Annotated in this window: 16 protein-coding genes; all 16 read right to left on the reverse strand. The window is 62.1% G+C overall.

Annotated elements, in window-relative coordinates:
- Positions 1-10: 10 nt before the first annotated feature.
- The 16 genes from lpxD to ACK4FH_RS13180 all read right to left on the reverse strand — a co-directional run bounded on the left by lpxD (position 11) and on the right by ACK4FH_RS13180 (position 18296).
- Entirely contained in the window at positions 11-1072 is a 1062-nt protein-coding gene (gene lpxD / locus ACK4FH_RS13105) for a UDP-3-O-(3-hydroxymyristoyl)glucosamine N-acyltransferase (protein ID WP_409814429.1), read from the reverse strand.
- Between the two features lie 49 nt (positions 1073-1121).
- A complete protein-coding gene (locus ACK4FH_RS13110; protein ID WP_409814431.1) occupies positions 1122-1724 on the reverse strand; it encodes an OmpH family outer membrane protein in 603 nt (200 codons plus the stop codon).
- Between the two features lie 52 nt (positions 1725-1776).
- Positions 1777-4185, reverse strand: a complete 2409-nt coding sequence (gene bamA, locus ACK4FH_RS13115; RefSeq protein ID WP_409814434.1) for an outer membrane protein assembly factor BamA — start codon at positions 4183-4185, stop codon at positions 1777-1779.
- On the reverse strand, positions 4186-5343 hold the full coding sequence (gene rseP / locus ACK4FH_RS13120) for an RIP metalloprotease RseP (RefSeq protein WP_409815301.1): 1158 nt from the start codon (positions 5341-5343) through the stop codon (positions 4186-4188).
- A gap of 134 nt (positions 5344-5477) precedes the next feature.
- A complete protein-coding gene (locus tag ACK4FH_RS13125; RefSeq protein WP_409814436.1) occupies positions 5478-6701 on the reverse strand; it encodes a 1-deoxy-D-xylulose-5-phosphate reductoisomerase in 1224 nt (407 codons plus the stop codon).
- On the reverse strand, positions 6692-7543 hold the full coding sequence (locus ACK4FH_RS13130) for a phosphatidate cytidylyltransferase (RefSeq protein WP_409814438.1): 852 nt from the start codon (positions 7541-7543) through the stop codon (positions 6692-6694). The genes ACK4FH_RS13125 and ACK4FH_RS13130 overlap by 10 nt, the downstream gene beginning before the upstream one ends.
- The gene (locus tag ACK4FH_RS13135; RefSeq protein WP_409814440.1) at positions 7540-8307 is read right to left on the reverse strand and encodes an isoprenyl transferase; all 768 of its coding nucleotides are present in this window, start codon (positions 8305-8307) and stop codon (positions 7540-7542) included. The genes ACK4FH_RS13130 and ACK4FH_RS13135 overlap by 4 nt, the downstream gene beginning before the upstream one ends.
- 74 nt (positions 8308-8381) lie before the next feature.
- Positions 8382-8945 carry a ribosome recycling factor gene (gene frr, locus ACK4FH_RS13140; protein WP_409814441.1) on the reverse strand — a complete coding sequence of 188 codons (564 nt, stop codon included), beginning with the start codon at positions 8943-8945 and terminating at the stop codon, positions 8382-8384.
- Between the two features lie 32 nt (positions 8946-8977).
- Positions 8978-9703 carry a UMP kinase gene (gene pyrH / locus ACK4FH_RS13145; protein ID WP_409814443.1) on the reverse strand — a complete coding sequence of 242 codons (726 nt, stop codon included), beginning with the start codon at positions 9701-9703 and terminating at the stop codon, positions 8978-8980.
- A gap of 162 nt (positions 9704-9865) precedes the next feature.
- On the reverse strand, positions 9866-10792 hold the full coding sequence (tsf, locus tag ACK4FH_RS13150; RefSeq protein WP_409814445.1) for a translation elongation factor Ts: 927 nt from the start codon (positions 10790-10792) through the stop codon (positions 9866-9868).
- 98 nt (positions 10793-10890) lie between these two features.
- The gene (gene rpsB, locus ACK4FH_RS13155) at positions 10891-11652 is read right to left on the reverse strand and encodes a 30S ribosomal protein S2 (RefSeq protein ID WP_409814447.1); all 762 of its coding nucleotides are present in this window, start codon (positions 11650-11652) and stop codon (positions 10891-10893) included.
- A gap of 215 nt (positions 11653-11867) precedes the next feature.
- The gene (gene dnaE, locus ACK4FH_RS13160) at positions 11868-15275 is read right to left on the reverse strand and encodes a DNA polymerase III subunit alpha (protein ID WP_409814449.1); all 3408 of its coding nucleotides are present in this window, start codon (positions 15273-15275) and stop codon (positions 11868-11870) included.
- Positions 15276-15374: 99 nt separating this feature from the next.
- The gene (locus ACK4FH_RS13165) at positions 15375-15512 is read right to left on the reverse strand and encodes a hypothetical protein (RefSeq protein WP_409814451.1); all 138 of its coding nucleotides are present in this window, start codon (positions 15510-15512) and stop codon (positions 15375-15377) included.
- 111 nt (positions 15513-15623) lie between these two features.
- Positions 15624-16073: a DUF411 domain-containing protein gene (locus tag ACK4FH_RS13170; protein WP_409814454.1), complete on the reverse strand. Its 450-nt coding sequence runs from the start codon at positions 16071-16073 to the stop codon at positions 15624-15626.
- A 209-nt stretch (positions 16074-16282) separates the two neighbouring features.
- On the reverse strand, positions 16283-17011 hold the full coding sequence (locus ACK4FH_RS13175; RefSeq protein ID WP_409814457.1) for an ABC transporter ATP-binding protein: 729 nt from the start codon (positions 17009-17011) through the stop codon (positions 16283-16285).
- A complete protein-coding gene (locus ACK4FH_RS13180) occupies positions 17004-18296 on the reverse strand; it encodes a lipoprotein-releasing ABC transporter permease subunit (protein WP_409814461.1) in 1293 nt (430 codons plus the stop codon). Before ACK4FH_RS13180 ends, ACK4FH_RS13175 begins: the two co-directional genes overlap by 8 nt.
- Positions 18297-18317 lie beyond the last annotated feature (21 nt).

An 18317-nucleotide genomic window follows, 5' to 3' on the forward strand; every position in this document is an offset into this window, starting at 1 on the left:
TTGCTCGTCGCTATTCGTCTGTCTTTGCCGTCCGTTTCGGACGCCGTCCAAGCTTCCGGAGCTCAACCACTTCGCGGCGCCACTCCGCTATGGGTCGCGCCGGCACGCCGCCATATTGCTGGCCGGCAGGAACATCATGTACGACGGCGCCTCGCGCCGCGATCTGCGCACCGCTATTGACGGTGAGATGGCCGGTTACGCCAACCTGCGCCGCGAGAACAACAAAGTCACCGAGTTTGGCGCTGCCCGCAATACCTGTCTGCGCAACGATCACGCATCCCCTGCCGACTTCCACGTTGTGACCGATCTGAACAAGATTATCGATCTTGGTTCCCTCACCAATTACCGTATCCGGACCGGCGCCGCGATCAATGGTCGTATTTGCGCCGATTTCAACATCGTCCTGAATGATGACGCGGCCGAGCTGCGGCACCTTCTCGTGTTTCGGATAGCCCATTGCAAATCCAAAACCATCCTGACCGATGCGCACGCCTGGATGGATGATCACCCGGTCGCCAATATGGGCATGGCTGACAGTTACGTTCGGCGCGACGAAGCAATCCTTGCCGACAGTGCAGCCTTTGCCAATGCTTGTATTGCTTCCAACAATCGTGTTCCGGCCGACTTCAGCGTGAGCACCGATAGACGCACCCGGTTCGATGGTCACATTTTCTCCCAGCCTGGCCGTCTCGTGAACGCAGGCACGGGGGTCAACCGATCCTCGATTGCCGAATGTATCGCAGCCATGCGTCGCGTCGGGATGGAAAGCCTGCGCAGCTAGAGCATACGACCTGTAGGGCTGCTCGGTCAGGAGAAGCAACACGCCCTTCGGCGCCCGCTCGGCAAATTTCGGATGGACAAAACATGCAGCGGCCTTCGTCCTCTCAAAGGCCGCTGCGTATTTCGGGTTGTCGAGAAAGCTGACTTCGCCAGGCCCCGCCAAATCAAGCGGTGCGACCCCTTCAATCAGATAGTCCGCGTCAGCACCCGGAACGACAGCCGCACCGGTCCGGCTTGCCAAATCCCTGAGTGGCAAGGCCTTTCCCGGAGTAAAGAACCGCTCGTCCGCCATAGAAACCGCATCCGGGCCACCTAAGCGGCCCGCCAGTGCATTCGAAGTATTACTGTCCGCTTGCCGCCTTCTGGGCCGCTTCGATTTCTTCCTTCGTCAGCGCCTTCACGTCCACCTTTGCAAGCTTTTCATTGAGACGCTTCAGGACTTCTGCCGAAATATCGAGATCGGCGCCACCGGCAAGCACCACAGCCTGGTCGAGCAGAATGGTGCCGCCCTTCTCTTTCATGATCTCGGCAAATATCGGGCGAAGCGCGGCTTCAACCTGCGCCTCGGCACGCTGTACGCCAAGCTGCAGCCCCTGCTGCTTGATCTGCATGGACTGCTGGAACTCGACATTGCGCTGCTGAAGGCTCTGAACCCGCTTCTGGAGATCTTCCTGCGACAGCAGAGCGCGCTCATCGGAGAGCTTCTTGGCGTCAGCCTGAAGCGCATCATCCGTCTTCTTGCCATCGGCCATGATCTTCTTGGCCTGCTCTTCATACTGGCTGCGGATGCTCTGACCGGCCTTCGACTGCGCGAATACGGCTTGCGTATCCACAACAAGAATTACGGCCGGGCCAACCGCCTGCGCCGGAGCCACAGCAAGGCTCATCCCAAAGGCAAGTGCTGCAACGGCAGCGATACGCTTAACACTCAACTTGAAACTCATTTCAGAGCATCCCTCATTGGTCTTGTTGCAGGCTGCCCCCCGGCAGCCCGGATCAGAACGAAGTACCCGCGCTGAAGCGGAACGATTCCTTTTGGTCGTAAGGTTCTTCGACCAGCACATGGGCGAAGTCGAGGCGGATCGGGCCGAACGGCGACTGCCAGTAAAGGCTGACACCAACCGATGCGCGCGGCGCAAAATCATCGATGACACCCGGGTACAGGGTGGAATCGTAGTCAGCGATACCGATGTAACCGCCGTCCACAAACACCGAAGTCCTTACGCCCAGCGCGTCCGGCAGTCCGTTGGGGAACGACAGTTCCGCCGTACCGAAAACATAGGCGAGCGCGCCGACGGCATCATTGTTTGGCGAGGACAGGTCGCGAGGACCGACACCACCACGTGCGAAACCTCGGATCGTGTTGCCGCCCTTGAAGAAATGGTCGGCCAGTGGCACTTCCTGTCCGATTCCGTGCGTATATCCGCCGTCCAGTTTCCAGCTCGTCAGGAAACCCTCTGTAAGCTGATAATAGAAGCGAGCCAGAACCTCGTTCGAAATGTAGCGGACATTGCCGCCGACACCGGCGAAATTCTGCGTAAAGAGGAAGTCCCAGCCGCCTGTCGGATCGACCGGATCATTCCGGTTGTCGTAGTAGTAGTCGTAACCGATGATCGAACGGTATTTCTCGCCTTCGGCCGCCTTGACGATGTTTGAAGCGTTCGGATGTACGTCGAAAATCTCGTCATACCGGAACTGATAGCGGGCGAGGAACCTGGACTTGTCCGAGAGCGGGAAGCCGAAGCGCAGGCCAAAGCCCTGCGAACGCGAGTTGAACGAGGACTCGTTCTGATAGTTCGTTTCGCTGCCGAACAAATCAAAGCCGCCAACCAGATTGCGGTCGAGGAAGTAGGGATCGGTATAGCGGAAATCGATCAGCTGCCTGCGCTTCGAAATCGACAGGCTGGTGCTGAGCTGCAGTCCGCGGCCCAGGAAGTTGCGTTCCGAAAGCTGGATGCCGGCCACCGCATTGTCGAGCGTCGAGAAACCGGCACTCAAGGACAGCGAGCCCGTCGACTGCTCCTGAACGTCGACATTGATCACGGTCTTGTCGGGTTCGGTGCCAGGGTCCTGAGAGATGTCGACTTTCGCAAAATATCCAAGCGCGCGAATGTTCTTCTCGGAGCGGTCGAGCAGAACCTTGTTGAAGGCGTCGCCTTCCGACATGCGCATCTGCCGCCGGACCACCTTGTCCAGCGTGCGGGAGTTGCCCGTGATATTGATACGCTCGACATAAACGCGAGGGCCTTCGGTGATCTGAAAGGTGAGGTCGATCACCTTCTCGTCGGTGCGCCGCCGAACCCGCGGGCGCACTTCGGCAAAGGCATAGCCGCTCGTGCCGGCCGCATAGGTGAGATCATCAAGCGTCTTGTCGATCAATCCTGCGTTGTAGATGTCGCCGGTCTTCGGAAGGAGCAGAGCCTCAAGTTCTGCCATATTCAACTTGTCGAGTTCAGTCGTGACGATGACTTCGCCAAACTCGTAGATATCGCCTTCGTCGACCGTGAACGTGATGTGGAAGGCGGAGTCGTCACGCCGCAGATCGGCGATGGCCGACACGACCCGGAAGTCGGCATAGCCGCGCTGCAGATAGTAGCGGCGAAGCAATTCGCGGTCATAGGTCAGGCGGTCGGGGTCATAGCTGTCGGAAGAGGACAGAAACTTCCACCAGGCGGATTCGCTGGTGGAGATGACTTCCCGCAACTTGCCGTCGCTGAATTTGGTGTTGCCGATGAAATTGATCGACGCGATCTTTGTCTTGGGGCCTTCGGTGATCTCAAATACCAGATCGACGCGGTTCTGCGGCAGCTGGATGATCTTTGGATCGACCGTTGCCGAGAACCTGCCGCCACGGCGGTAGAGTTCGATCAGGCGTGTGACGTCGCTCTGCACCTTCGCGCGCGTGTAGACGGTACGCGGCTGAAGTTGCACTTCCTGCCGCAGATCGTCTTCGTTGATCGCACTGTTCCCTTCGAAGGCGACACGGTTGATGATCGGGTTTTCCACGACCGACACGATCACCCGGGTTCCATCGAGATGCATCGACACGTCTGCAAACAGGCCCGTGCCAAAAAGCTGCTTCAGCGAGGCGTCGGCAATCTGCGGGTCATACTGCATGCCAGGCATCAGCAGCATATAGGTCCGGACCGTGCCGGACTCGATGCGCTGGTTGCCCTGCACGACAATTTCGGTGATGTAAGGTGCCTCGGCGCGGGCTTGCCCGCCCGCCCCCGCCAAACCGGTTGCGACAATCGGCACAACAAACAAAGCCGCGGCCATTGCCGCGATGCGCGCCGTTCTGGTCAAATAGCCGGCCAGTCGCCCCATCCTGTCCCCTAACCTTCTCATCTTCGCCCAACCGCGACCCAGGTCGCACTTTGCGGCGCTGCCGTCAGATCGCGGCAATCAGCTGAACAAACCACCAAGAAACGAGAATACCTGCAAACGAGACAGGTCATTCCATGTCGCAAATATCATCAATGTCATGACCAGCGCGAGGCCGATACGGAAACCGTATTCCTGGGCTTCCTCGCCGAGCGGCCGCCCCCGCACCGCCTCAACCGCATAATACAGAAGATGGCCGCCATCAAGGAGCGGCACAGGAAACAGGTTCAACAGACCTATGCTGACCGAAAGGAGCCCGGTCAGCATCAGAAGCGCAACGATACCGAATGTCGCGATCTGCCCCGAGGTTTCCGCGATTCCGATGGGTCCGCGAAGCTGGTCCGCCGATTCCCGCCCGGTAATCATGCGCCCGATATAGGCGAATGTCTGTTCAACGATGAAGCCGGTCTGCTTGACGCCTTGCCAAATGGCAGCGACCGGGTTGCTCCGCACCACCTCTGTCGTCCCGCCGTGCTGAATGCCAAGCTGCGGCACGCGATGCACATTCCCGAACCGGTCGGTGATTTCATTCACTTGGGGCGTGGCGGTCAATGTGAGCTGTCCGCCGTCGCGTTCAACACCGAATGTCATGGTCGAGGTCGTCGTCGAAACGTAGCGCTGAATATCCTCGAAACTGTCTACGCGCTTCCGGTCAATCGAGACAATCCGGTCGCCGGCCATGAAGCCTGCCGCCGCTGCCGGGCTGCCGTCGACCACCCCGCCGACAAGCGGAGTGCTGATCTGGCGGCCGACAAAGGTGAACACACTGGCGAAAATGACGATAGCGAGAATGAAATTGGCAATGGGCCCCGCTGCAACGACGGCGGCGCGCTGATGCAACGGCTTGAAGTGAAAAAGGTCGGCCTTCTGGTCTTCCGGGATGGCGTCGAGTTTCTCGCGATCCGGGACGCTCGCGGCATTCTCGTCGCCCGCGAACTTCACATAACCGCCAAGCGGCACCCAGCTCACCTTCCAGCGCGTGCCGTGCCTGTCGTTCCAGCCGAAAATCTCCCGCCCGAAACCGATCGAGAAAACATCGACTTTCACACCGAACCAACGCGCGACCGAAAAATGACCAAGCTCGTGGAAGAAGACCACAATGGTCAGCACGAAGAGGAAGGGAATGAGATAGCTCCAGAGCGACTCTCCGAAGCCTCCTATCCCGGCAAGCAGTTCCATCACGCTCAAGCTGTTGTCCCACTCAACGAGCGGCAGCCCATCCGGATACCGGACGAGACTCTGCCGTTCCCCCACTACACACCCAGCCCGGTGGCATTGTCGATTCCCGGGCCTCTTGCTTTTGACAGACTACGTCAGCGGCTATGCTTTTGCACCCATTGGCGCGCAAGAATTCGGGTGTTTCTGTCAATTTCGTAAACGCCGTCCAGGTCAGCGGGAGCGCCGTTCCGCCCGGCATTTCCGGCCATTATATCGGCCGCCAGCCGCGCAATATCCAGAAAGCCTATTGCACCGCCGAGAAATGCCTCCACGGCCACTTCATTGGCGGCATTCAGCACCGTCGGGGCGGCGCCCCCGGCCCGGAGTGCTTCGCGGGCGAGGCTCAATGCCGGAAACCGTTGCAAATCAGGCTCTTCGAAGGTTAACCGGGCGATCTGCGCAAGATTGAGCTTCTCGGTTGGTGCGGCCATCCGGCCAGGCCATGCAAGCGCATAGGCGATGGGGGTCCGCATATCGGGCGAACCAAGCTGCGCCAGAACCGATCCGTCGACATAGGCGACCATGCTGTGAATGATCGATTCCGGGTGAATGATGACGTCAAGACGCTGCTCGCCGACCGGAAAAAGATAATGAGCTTCAATGAGTTCCAGCCCCTTGTTCATCAAGGTGGCGGAATCGACCGAGATCTTGGCTCCCATATCCCAGCGTGGATGGGCGACCGCCTGCGCCTGGCTCGCCTTCGCCATCTCCTCGAAACTCCAGGTCCGGAACGGGCCGCCGGAGGCGGTCAGCACGATCTTGTCGACCGTTTCGAGCTGCGCGGTGTCGAGCACCTGAAAGATGGCATTGTGTTCGGAATCGACAGGCAGGAGCATCGCGCCGGATTTCCTGACTTCGGCCAGGAACAGCGGACCGGCCGAAACCAAGCACTCCTTGTTGGCGAGCGCAACATGGGCGCCGCGGCGGACAGCGGCGAGCGTCGGGGCAAGCCCGGCCGCCCCGACAATGCTTGCCATCACCCAGTCGGCCGGGCGGCCAGCCGCCTCTTCGACGGCCGCCTCGCCTGCCGCCGCTTCAACCCCGGTGCCGGCAAGGCCGTCCTTCAATGCGGCGTAGTGCGTCTCATCGGCGATCACGGCAAGGCGAGGCCGGAACTCGCGTGCCTGGGCCACGAGCGCGGTCACGTTGCGGTGCGCCGTCAGCGCCACAAGATCGAAGCGTTCGCGGTCACGCGAGATCAGGTCGAGCGTTGAACACCCGATCGAGCCAGTCGAGCCCAGAATGGTGACACTGCGCCGGGCGTCTTGCGGCGAGCGTGTCCCCCGTTCATTGATATCGGCGGCGATGCTCAAGGCCAAATCAGTACCCCCGCGGCAGGGCTCGCCGCATCGTTCATCAGGGCCAGCAGGGCAGCGCCAAGCGCAACTGCCACAAGTCCGTCCACCCGGTCGAGAATACCGCCATGTCCGGGAATGAGGGTGCCGGAATCCTTGACGCCCGCGCGGCGTTTCAAGGCGGATTCAGCGAAGTCGCCCGCCTGTTCGACGACCGTCAGCACGATCGCAATGGCGATCAGCGCCAGCAGCGAGCCTGCGCCCAGCCACATCCATGTCGCGACGGCCACGGCTATGGCGCCGCCCATGCCGCCGATCAGACCGGCCCAGGTCTTCTTGGGCGAAATTTTCGGCGCCAGCTTCGGTCCGCCGATAAACCGGCCTGCGAAATAAGCAAAAATATCGATGGCCCAGACAGTTGCGAGCAGCCAGAAAATTACCGTGAGTCCAAGCGCCGGATCGGCGCGCAGCCAGATCAGCGCGACCAGCGGCAGGACGACATATGGATAGGCGATCAGGGCGGGCCATAGCGGTTGCCCGGTCCAGCTTCGCGCCGCCAGCGCAAACGCAAGCCCCGCTGCGCCCGCAGCCAGCGCCGCCGTCGTCAGCCCCGCCACTGCAAACGCCAGCGCCACGAGAGCGGTGATGGCAAGAAGGGCCGATTTCCGGAGGCTCGCCTCTCCAAAAAGCAGGCCGGCTGTTTCACGCGCCATCAACACCGCGGCAATGGCCAGCAGGCCGGCGAAGAACCAGCCGCCGAACCAGACCGCGGCAAGTACCAATGGCGCCAGAACGGCGGCGGATGCGATGCGTATCTTGAGATCACCGGTGCGGCTTGCGGCTATTTCGCCGGCTGTATCGGTCATGATCCGGCATCCGGTACCGGGGCATCGAGCCCCCCGAAACGGCGGCTGCGGCTGCAATATTCGTCGACCGCCTCGCGCAACCTTTCAGGCGTGAAATCCGGCCACAGGGCATCCGAGAAAACGAGTTCGGAATAGGCCCCCTGCCAGATCAGGAAGTTGGACAGGCGTTTTTCGCCGCTGGTGCGGATGATGAGGTCGGGGTCGGGAATACCCGCCGTATCGAGGAAGCCCGATACAATTTCCGGCGTGATCATTTCCGGGTCGAGGTTGCCCGCCTTCACCTCGCGCGCGATCCGGCGCATGGCCGAGGTGATTTCGTTCTGGCCGCCATAATTGAAAGCGATCTGGAGCTTCAGCCGGCTGTTCTCCCGTGTCAGGGCCTCGGCCTCGTCGATCAGCGCCACGATATCGGCGTCGAGATGATCGCGGTCGCCGATCACACGGACCTGCACCCCGTTCTGATGCAGTTCCGCAAGATCGCGGCGGATGAAGAGCCGGAGCAGCCCCATGAGGTCGCTCACCTCTTCGGCCGGGCGCTTCCAGTTTTCCGAGCTGAACCCATAGAGCGTCAAATATTCGATGCCGATTTCGCCCGCCGCACGCACGATCACACGAACCGCCTCGACGCCCTGGCGGTGCCCGGCGACACGCGGCAAATGGCGCTTGGCAGCCCAGCGGCCGTTGCCATCCATGATGATGGCCACGTGCCGAGGCAGTTTACCCGGCGCGGCCTCGCTCATCTTTTGGCCGGAGGTGAGCGTCATGGCGCCAATTTTTCCTCAATGGAAATCATATGGTTAACGGCAACCTCTCGCTCAGGTCAGAAACACGCAGGTCATCAGACCTGCATGATCTCGGCCTCCTTGTGCGCAAGGGCGGCATCGATCTCGCCGATCACCTTGTCTGTCAGCTTTTGCACCTTTTCGGACCAGCTCTTGTGATCGTCCTGACTCATCTGTGAGTCTTTTTCGAGGCGCTTCAGTTCGTCCATCGCATCGCGGCGGACATTGCGGACCGCGATCCGGGCCTGCTCGGTATATTTGGCGGCGATCTTGGTCAGTTCCGTACGCCGTTCCTGGTTGAGCTCAGGAATCGGCAGGCGAAGCATCATTCCGTCCACGACCGGGTTGAGCCCCAGGCCCGAGCTGCGGATGGCCTTCTCCACGGCGCCCACCATGCTCTTGTCCCACACCTGAACCGTGAGCATGCGCGGCTCCGGCACGCCAATGGTCCCTACCTGGTTGATCGGCATGGACTGGCCATAGGCCTCGACCACGATGGGCTCCAGCAGGCTTGCCGTCGCGCGCCCGGTCCGGAGCCCCGCGAATTCCTGCTTCAGCGACTGAAGCGCACCGCGCATCCGGCGTTCGGTATCGTCGATGTCAAAGCTGTCGTTAGCCATTTCCTGTCCTTCTTATTTCCGTGTCACGCCGCTCAGGCAGCGTTTGAAATCACGGTGCAACGGCCTGCACCTTTCAGAACCCTGGCGAAGCCGCCCGGCTCATCGATGGAATAAACGATAATCGGAATGTTGTTTTCGCGGGCCAGCGCGATGGCCGAGGCATCCATTACCTTCAGGTCACGCGACAGCACGTCCATGAAGGTGAGCCTTTCGTAGCGCTCGGCATTGGCCACCTTATGGGGGTCGGCCGAATACACGCCATCGACCTGCGTGCCCTTGAAAAGCGCGTCACATCCCATCTCTACAGCGCGGAGTGCGGCCGCCGTGTCGGTGGTGAAGAAGGGATTGCCGGTACCGGCTGCAAATATCACGACCCGGCCCTTTTCCATGTGGCGCACAGCCCGGCGGCGGATATAGGGCTCGCAGACGGTCGTCATCGGGATTGCGGACTGAACGCGCGTCGGAATCTCGATCGCTTCCAGCGCGGTCTGCATGGCAAGCGCGTTCATCACGGTCGCGAGCATGCCCATATAGTCGGCACTGGCGCGCTCCATGCCTTTGGCGGCGCCCGAAAGACCGCGGAAGATGTTGCCGCCGCCGATCACGAGACAGACCTGCACCCCCGCTTCGACCGCTTCCTTTATGTCGCCTGCAATCCGGTCGACGGTCGCAATGTCGATGCCGTACTGGCCGTCACCCATCAGGGCCTCGCCTGAGACCTTGAGCAAAACGCGGGAATAGAGCGGTTTTTCGGGCATGGGCATCCGTTCCGTCATAACCGGCCGGGAAGGCCTGTTTACTCAAGCATGGGGCAAGGCGGGCCGGTTTTCCGAATCCCCGCGTGCCCTCAAGACAATAACGCCCCCAACACCATCTGGCGAAGGGGGCGTTGTACTCAAATCTGCCTTTCGGGCGGGTTATCAGCCGCGAGCGGCAGCCGCAACCTCCGCCGCGAAATCCGATTCTTCCTTTTCGATGCCCTCACCGAGCGCGAAACGGACGAAACCGACCACGGTGATCGGGGCACCGACACCCGCTTCGGCCGCTTTCACGGCCTTTTCGACCGTATCGTCGGGGTTCATCACGAAGGCCTGCGAAAGAAGCACGACTTCCTCGTAGAACTTGCGGATACGGCCTTCGACCATCTTTTCGATGATGTTGTCGGGGCGGCCGGATTCCTTCGCTTCGGCGATGAGCACATTGCGCTCACGCTCGACAACGGTGGGATCCAGATCTTCCTTGCGGGTCGAAAGCGGGTTCGTCGCCGCGATATGCATGGCGATCTGGCGGCCAAGCTCAAGGAGCTTCGCCTTGTCGCCCGTCGACTCGAGGCCGACCAGCACACCGATCTTACCAAGGCCCGGCACGACCTGGTTATGGACATAGGCCGCAACCGCGCCATCCGACACGGAGATGAAACCGGCGCGGCGGACATTCATGTTCTCGCCGATGGTGCCGACCATTTCGGTCACGTGGTCCTTCACGGACTTCGAGGCGCCGGGGAAGTTCGCGGCCACGAGCTTGTCGAAGTCGCCGCCATTCTCGAGCGCGACTTTCGCAATGTCCGTCACCATCTTCTGGAACTGTTCGTTGCGCGCCACGAAGTCGGTTTCGGAGTTCACTTCGACGACGGCGCCAGCGGTGCCGTTCGCCACGACGCCGATCAGACCTTCGGCTGCCACGCGGCCGGCCTTCTTCGCGGCCTTGGCGAGACCCTTCGTCCGCAGCCAGTCGATCGCTGCTTCCATGTCGCCGCCGGCTTCGTTCAGAGCCGACTTGCAATCCATCATGCCTGCGCCGGTCTTCTCGCGCAGTTCCTTCACCATGCTTGCGGTGATCTCAGCCATTGTATCCTCGATTGTCTGTCGTCCCCTGCGGGTTGCGCAGCGGGGCATTGAAAGCCTGAATTGGCCCAGCCGGAGCCGGGCCAATGCGAAAGCGTCGATTACTCGGCGACTGCCGGAACTTCTTCCGCCGCAGGTTCGGCCGAAGCACCGATGTCGATGCCGGAAGCCGACTGGCTCTGCGAGATACCGTCGATGACGGCGCGCGAGACGAGATCGCAATAAAGGCTGATCGCGCGGGCGGCGTCGTCATTGCCCGGCACCGGATAGGCGATGCCATCCGGGTTCGAGTTCGAGTCGAGAATGGCGACGACCGGGATGCCGAGCTTGCGGGCTTCTTGAATTGCAATCTCTTCCTTGTTCGTGTCGATCACGAAAATGAGATCCGGCAGACCGCCCATGTCCTTGATACCGCCGATGGCGCGCTCGAGCTTGTCGCGCTCGCGGGTCAGGTTCAGGACTTCCTTCTTGGTCAGGCCGCGCGCTTCACCGGAGAGCATCTCATCGAGTTCGCGCAGGCGGCGGATCGAGTTCGAAATGGTCTTCCAGTTGGTCAGCATGCCGCCGAGCCAGCGGTGATTGATGTAGTACTGGGCGCATTGCCGAGCGGCCTGAGCGACCGGCTCGGAAGCCTGGCGCTTGGTGCCGACGAAAAGCACGCGACCGCCGCCGGCAACCGCATCGCGCACCGCGAGAAGGGCCTGGTGCAGCAGCGGAACCGTCTGCGCGAGATCAATGATGTGGATGTTGTTGCGGTCGCCGAAGAGGAACTTCTCCATCTTCGGGTTCCAGCGGTGGGTCTGGTGACCGAAATGGACACCGGCCTCGAGAAGCTGACGCATAGAAAAATCGGGGAGTGCCATGACACCCTATCTCCTTTTCCGGTTGAACCTCCGCGGGGAGTGAACGACCGCCCTTGAGCCTTCAAAGGAGGGTCGCACCGGACCGACTAACCCTATGTTTTCCCTCTTAAAAGGGAAGTGGGAGAGCCGAACCCCGCGTGTGGAATGGCGCCTTTATAGGGGAAAACGGCAAAAAGGCAAGCGGGACGGGCTGTTAGTCCCGGCGGTGCCGATCTTCAAATCTCCCGTATATCGACCACGCCGGGGACGGCCTTGATGGCGCCGCGGATCTGCGGGGTGACGCGGAAACGCTCCTTGAGGCGCAGCTCGACCTCCCTGCCCCCTTCACCCATCAGGACGAGAGAGACGAGGCCCTTGCCCTTTTCGGTGAGGCGGGACTTCACCGTGGCGAGAGGTGCGGCGTCATCGATGAAGATGCGGAGCCCCGCGCCGGTATCCTTCACCGCCTCGTCGACAGAGCGGACGGACTGGGCGCGGAGCTTTACCTCCTCGCCTATGCGGTCAATCTCGACGCCGATGACGATGGCATTGCCCGGCTCCATGAGGTGGCGGTATTGCGAGAGGGCTTCGGAGAATACGACAAGTTCGAACTGGCCGGTCGGGTCGGACAAGCTGAGGAAAGCGAAGGGGTTGCCCTTCTTCGACTTGCGCTGCTGGAGCGCCGTGACAGTGCCCGCGATGAGTTCGGCGCGATTGCCGCGCGCAAGCAGCTCGGCATAGGTGACGACGCCGGCGCGTTTCAGATCGGTCTGGTAATCGTCCAGCGGATGACCGGAGAGGTAGAAGCCAACGGCATTGAATTCTTCCGTCAGGCGCTGCATCGGCATCCAGGGCTCGGCGGCGGGAAGCGGCGGGCCGGCGGCGGCGGTGCCGCTCTCCTCGCCGAACAGGCCGCCTTGCTGGCTCTCCTGCTCGCGGATCGCGGCATTGGCCGTGCCGAGCATCATGTCGACGGCGGCAAGCACCTGGGCCCGGTTCGGTTTCAGCGCATCGAAGGCACCGGCGCGGGCAAGGTTTTCCAGCGCACGCTTGTTCACCATGCGCGGATTGATGCGGCGGGCGAAATCGAGCAGGTCGCGGAACGGTCCGCCTTCGCGGCGAACCTCGACGATGTGCTCCATCGCCTGCAGGCCGACATTCTTGATGGCGGCGAGCGCATAGAGGATTTCGCCATTGGCGACGCCGAACAGCGCCTCCGAACGATTGACGCAGGGCGGGCGCACCTTGATGCCGAGGCGCTCGGCCTCCTGCTTGAAGATGCCGAGCTTGTCGGTGTTGCCGAGATCGAGGCTCATCGATGCGGCGAGGAACTCGACCGGATGGTTCGCCTTGAGCCAGGCCGTCTGGTAGGCGACAAGCGCATAGGCCGCGGCATGCGACTTGTTGAAGCCGTAGCCCGCGAACTTGTCCACCAGCTCGAAGATGGTGGATGCCTGCGCCTTGTCGATACCCTTGGCGACGGCGCCGGTGACGAAGCGTTCCTTCTGCGCTTCCATTTCCGCCTTGATCTTCTTGCCCATGGCGCGGCGCAGAAGATCGGCTTCGCCGAGCGAGTAGCCCGACAGGATCTGAGCAATCTGCATCACCTGTTCCTGATAGATGATGACGCCATGCGTCTCCTTCAGGACGGGTTCGAGCATCGGGTGCAGATAGTCCGGCGCTTCCTGCCCGTGCTTGCGGCGGACATAGGACGGGATGTTGTCCATCGGGCCGGGACGATAAAGCGCGACGAGAGCGATGATGTCCTCGAAGCGGTCGGCCTCGAGCTTGCGCAGCACGTCGCGCATGCCCGAACTTTCAAGCTGGAACACGCCGACCGTTTCGCCGCGGCCAAGCATGTCGAAGGTCTTCTTGTCCTCAAGCGGCAGTTGCAGCAGGTCGACCGGAATGTCGCGGCGGGCGACGAGCTTCACCGCGCGGTCAAGCACGGTGAGCGTCTTCAACCCCAGAAAGTCGAACTTCACGAGGCCGGCAGGCTCCACCCATTTCATGTTGAACTGGGTGACCGGCATGTCGGAGCGCGGGTCGCGGTAAAGCGGTACAAGCTCGTCCAGCGGGCGGTCGCCGATCACGACACCGGCGGCATGAGTCGAGGCGTGACGATAAAGCCCTTCGAGGCGGCCACCGATCTCGAGCAGGCGGGCGACGGTTTCGTCGTTGCGCTGTTCTTCCTGCAGGCGCGGCTCGCCCTCGATCGCCTGGGCGAGCGTGACAGGGTTCGCCGGATTGTTCGGCACCATCTTGCAGAGCCGGTCGACCTGGCCGTAGGGCATCTGCAAGACGCGGCCGACGTCGCGCAGAACGGCTCGGGCCTGCAGCTTTCCGAAGGTGATGATCTGCGCAACCTGCTCGTAGCCGTAGCGATCCTGCACATAGCGGATCACCTCGTCGCGGCGGTCCTGACAGAAGTCGATATCGAAGTCCGGCATCGAGACGCGCTCAGGGTTCAGGAAGCGTTCGAAGAGGAGCCCGAAGCGGAGAGGATCGAGATCGGTGATGGTGAGCGCCCAGGCGACGACGGAGCCCGCGCCCGAACCGCGGCCCGGCCCGACCGGAATGTCATGCGACTTCGCCCATTTGATGAAGTCGGCAACGATGAGGAAATAGCCGGGGAAGTCCATCTTGATGATGACGTCGAGCTCGAAGTCGAGACGCTGGCGGTATTCCTCTTCCGGCGCGACAGCCTCGGCGGCGGCGAGGCGCGCGGTGAGACCTTCATGGGCCTGACGGCGAAGCTCGTCGGCCTCCGAGGTGCCGGCGGCGAATTTCGGCAGGATGGGTTTGCGGGTGCGCGGGCGGCAGGCGCAGCGGCGCGCAATCTCGATGGTGTTCGCTGTCGCTTCCGGCAGGTCGGCAAAGAGCGCAAGCATTTCGGCCTGCGTCTTGAAGCGGTGCTCGGGGGTCAGGCGGCGGCGGTCAGCCTGCACGACATAGGCGCCGCCCGCGATGCAGATCAGCGCGTCATGCGCCTCATATTCCTCTTCCTTGGTGAAATAGGGCTCGTTGGTGGCGACGAGCGGAATGTCGTGCGCGTAGGCGAAATCGACCAGCGGGCCTTCGGTCTGGCGCTCGGACGCCATGTCGTGGCGCTGCAGCTCGACATAGAGGCGGTCGCCGAAGACCGATTTCAGCTTGAGGAGAAGCGCCTCGGCGGCGTCCTTCTGGCCCTGCTCAAGGAGGCGGTTCACGACACCGTCCGGCCCGCCGGTGAGGCAGATGAGACCTTCGCCAAACTCCGCGAGGCGGGCGAGCGAGACCTGCGCCGCCTCGCCCGCATCGGGCTCAAGGAAGGCGAGGCTCGAGAGCTTCATGAGGTTCTGGTAGCCCTGCTCATCCTTCACCAGCAGCGCGAGGACGCCATGCGGGTCGCGCCGGGCGGGCCCGCGCGAGGGCTCTTCCGGCTCATCGAGGCGAATGGGGAGCGTGCAGCCGGTGATGGGCTGGATGCCCGCCTCGGCCATGACTTCGGAAAATTCGAGCGCGCCGAAAAGATTGCCCGTGTCGGTGAGCGCCACCGCCGGCATGCCATCCGCCTTGCAGAGCTTGGGCAGCTCCTTGATCCTGATCGCGCCCTCGAGGAGCGAATAGGCGGAGTGGAGACGGAGATGGATGAACTGGGGCATTGAATCGGCCATGCGTCATTGTCGGGCGCGGGAGCCACAGAGTCACGGACGGTGCCGCGCCTGAGGCCATCAAAGCTGTGGACAACAATGCCCGCCGCTTCAGCCGACCATGACCTCGGCGATGTGGAGCCAGGTGGTCGCGGCCCAGAGGAAGGCGCCGATAGAGATCAGCCCCGCGACATCCTTCACCCATTCCCGCGTTTCGCCTTCAGAAGCCCTGTTCCAGATCGCACGCATATCGAAGCCCTCCAGATATGTTCGCTAAATGTTCTGATTTGTATGTTGTCGTTTCGTTCTCATTTGTCAAGGAGGCCAAGCCCATAAAATATGCGGAGGCCGAACGGGCGGTCAGTAGCGGGCGAAGACGGTTCGGGTGCCGGGGCCGAAGAGGACGACATAGTAGGGCTCGGTGTGCCCGTCCATTTCCATGCCAGGCGAACCCATGGGCATGCCGGGGACGGCAAGGCCCGCCGCGGCCGGGCGCTCCTTCAGGAGGCGGATGACATCGGCCGCGGGGACATGGCCCTCGATGGCAAAGCCGCCGATCAGGGCCGTATGGCAGGAGGCGAGCTCCGCCGGGATGCCGTGGGCGGATTTCAGGGGTTCGAGATCGTCGAGCTCGGTCACGCGGACGGCAAAGCCCGCCTCGCGCATGTGATCGACCCATGCGGTGCAGCAACCGCACCAGGGGGTCTTGTAGACGTCGAGCGTTTCGGTCGTGGCATGGGCCGGGAGGCCGGTAGCCGCGAGTGCGGTGGCGGCAAGGGCGGAGAGAAGGAATGTGCGGCGGGTGTGCATGGGGCGTCTCCTGTCAGGCGTGCAGGATAAACCTTCCAGCGGGTGGAGGCACACTCACCTCATCCATTCAACAGACGACGTCACGGCCCGATTTATTCGGGCCGTTCACGGCGCAGGTGGCAATCCGTGAAAGCAAGAAAGACGTGGATGGCCCGGCCAAGCCGGGCCATGACGATCTTTCTAATCATGCCAGATCAGAGATGGAGTCCTCAAAGGCTCTGGTAGGCCGCCGCTATGTCGGTGCCTTCGTGGAGGATGCCTTCATGGAGGAGGACGACGCGGTCCATGTGGCTGGCGAGGTCGAGATTGTGGGTCGCGATGAGGGCGGCGACGCCTTCGGAGCGGCAGATGTTCAGAAGTTCGCCGAAGACCATGCGGGCGGTCTTGGGGTCGAGATTGCCGGTCGGTTCATCGGCAAGGAGGATGCCGGGGCGGTTTGCAAGCGCGCGGGCAATAGCGACGCGCTGCTGCTCGCCGCCCGACAGTTCCGCCGGACGATGCTCGGCGCGTTCGGCAAGGCCCATGCGGGTGAGGAGGTCCATCGCAAAGCCGCGCGCCTCGCGGCGCGACACACCCGCGATCATCTGCGGCAGGATGACATTTTCTACCGCCGAGAATTCGGGCAGGAGATTGTGGAACTGATAGACGAAGCCGACTTCGGAGCGGCGCACGGCGGTGCGACGCGCATCGGAAAGCGCCACGCAATCGCGGCCGCCGATCCAGACCTCGCCCGCGTTGGGCGCTTCGAGGAGGCCCGCGATATGGAGGAGCGAGGACTTGCCCGCGCCCGAGGGGCCGACCAGCGCGACGATCTGGCCCGGCCAGATGTCGAGATCGGCGCCGGCGAAGATGCGCAGTTCCTCTTCGCCCTGCATATAGGTGCGGGTGATGCCGCGCAGGCTCAGCACGGCCGCGTCGTCATGCATGTCATCACTCATAGCGAAGCGCCTCCACCGGATCGAGCGAGGCGGCGCGCCAGGCGGGATAGAGCGTGGCCGCGAAGGAGAGGAAGAGCGCCATCAGCACGACGGCCGTGACCTCGCCTGGATCGACCTCTGCCGGCATGCGGCTCAGGAAATAGACTTCCGGCGAGAAAAGCTCAGTGCCCGACAGGCTCGACAGGAATTGCCGCAGGCTCTCGATGTTGAGGCAGAAGACGAGGCCGAGAAGGAAGCCCGCGATGGTGCCGATGACGCCGATCGACGCGCCGGAAATGAAGAAGACGCGCATGACAGTGCCGCGCGTTGCGCCCATCGTCCGCAGCACAGCTATGTCCCTGCCCTTGTCCTTCACCAGCATGACGAGGCCCGAGATAATGTTGAGCGAGGCAACGATGAGGATGAGCGTGAGGATGAGGAACATCACGTTCCGCTCTACCTGAAGGGCGGAGAAGAAACTTTCGTGGCGCTGCTGCCATGTGGTGACCTGACAGCAGGGGCCTGCCGCATTGGCCACGCGGGCGACGAAATCATTGATGCGGTCGGGGTTCGTCACGCGGATTTCAAGCGCGCTCACGCCTTCATTGGTGCGGAAGAACATGCGCGCCTCATCGAGCGGCATGAAGACGAAGCTCGCATCGTATTCCGACATGCCAAGCTCGAAGATGGCGCGAATTTCAAAGGCGCCGACCTTTGGCGCCGTGCCGAAGGGTGTGATCGCACCGCGCGGCGAGAGGAGCGTGATGTTGTCGCCGAGATTGAGACCGAGATTCTGCGCCATGCGCGAACCGACAGCGACGCCGCCAAACTCATCGAGCCCGTCGAGCGAGCCTTCCTTGATGTTGTCTGCGAGAAGCGGCATCGACTTCAGGTCGGCCTCGCGCATGCCGCGCACCAGCGCGCCGCCGGCATTATAGGGGCTTTGCACCATGACCTGACCGTCGACCAGCGGCGAGACGGCGGTGATGCCCGGCACATTGCGCAATTCGGCGGCGAGCGTGTCGTAATCGGTGATGTTGACGCCGATGCCCTGCACATACATGTGGCCATTGATGCCGAGGATGCGCGAGAGAAGCTCGGTGCGAAAACCGTTCATCACCGACATGACGATGATGAGCGTGGCGACACCGAGCATGATGCCGAGGAAGGAAATGATGGCGATGACGGAGACGATGCCTTCGCGGCGGCGCGAACGCAGATAGCGCATGGCGAGCAGCCATTCGAAAGCACCGAAGGCGCGGCTCTTGCCGGTGCGTCTTTCGCGGTGGTAGGCGGCCTCTGTCATTTTTATTCCTCAATCGCCGGC

The sequence above is a fragment of the Parvibaculum sp. genome (genome assembly GCF_046297875.1).
GTDB lineage: Bacteria > Pseudomonadota > Alphaproteobacteria > Parvibaculales > Parvibaculaceae > Parvibaculum.

Coding starts and splice junctions, on each gene's coding strand:
- rseP (WP_409815301.1), bottom strand. CDS start 5,343: ATGGAACTGCTTGCCGGGATAGGAGGCTTCGGAGAGTCGCTCTGGAGC.
- ACK4FH_RS13180 (WP_409814461.1), bottom strand. CDS start 18,296: ATGACAGAGGCCGCCTACCACCGCGAAAGACGCACCGGCAAGAGCCGC.
- ACK4FH_RS13130 (WP_409814438.1), bottom strand. CDS start 7,543: ATGACCGATACAGCCGGCGAAATAGCCGCAAGCCGCACCGGTGATCTC.
- ACK4FH_RS13165 (WP_409814451.1), bottom strand. CDS start 15,512: ATGCGTGCGATCTGGAACAGGGCTTCTGAAGGCGAAACGCGGGAATGG.
- tsf (WP_409814445.1), bottom strand. CDS start 10,792: ATGGCTGAGATCACCGCAAGCATGGTGAAGGAACTGCGCGAGAAGACC.
- frr (WP_409814441.1), bottom strand. CDS start 8,945: ATGGCTAACGACAGCTTTGACATCGACGATACCGAACGCCGGATGCGC.
- ACK4FH_RS13175 (WP_409814457.1), bottom strand. CDS start 17,011: ATGAGTGATGACATGCATGACGACGCGGCCGTGCTGAGCCTGCGCGGC.
- ACK4FH_RS13110 (WP_409814431.1), bottom strand. CDS start 1,724: ATGAGTTTCAAGTTGAGTGTTAAGCGTATCGCTGCCGTTGCAGCACTT.
- rpsB (WP_409814447.1), bottom strand. CDS start 11,652: ATGGCACTCCCCGATTTTTCTATGCGTCAGCTTCTCGAGGCCGGTGTC.
- ACK4FH_RS13170 (WP_409814454.1), bottom strand. CDS start 16,073: ATGCACACCCGCCGCACATTCCTTCTCTCCGCCCTTGCCGCCACCGCA.
- pyrH (WP_409814443.1), bottom strand. CDS start 9,703: ATGCCCGAAAAACCGCTCTATTCCCGCGTTTTGCTCAAGGTCTCAGGC.
- ACK4FH_RS13135 (WP_409814440.1), bottom strand. CDS start 8,307: ATGACGCTCACCTCCGGCCAAAAGATGAGCGAGGCCGCGCCGGGTAAA.
- dnaE (WP_409814449.1), bottom strand. CDS start 15,275: ATGCCCCAGTTCATCCATCTCCGTCTCCACTCCGCCTATTCGCTCCTC.
- lpxD (WP_409814429.1), bottom strand. CDS start 1,072: ATGGCGGACGAGCGGTTCTTTACTCCGGGAAAGGCCTTGCCACTCAGG.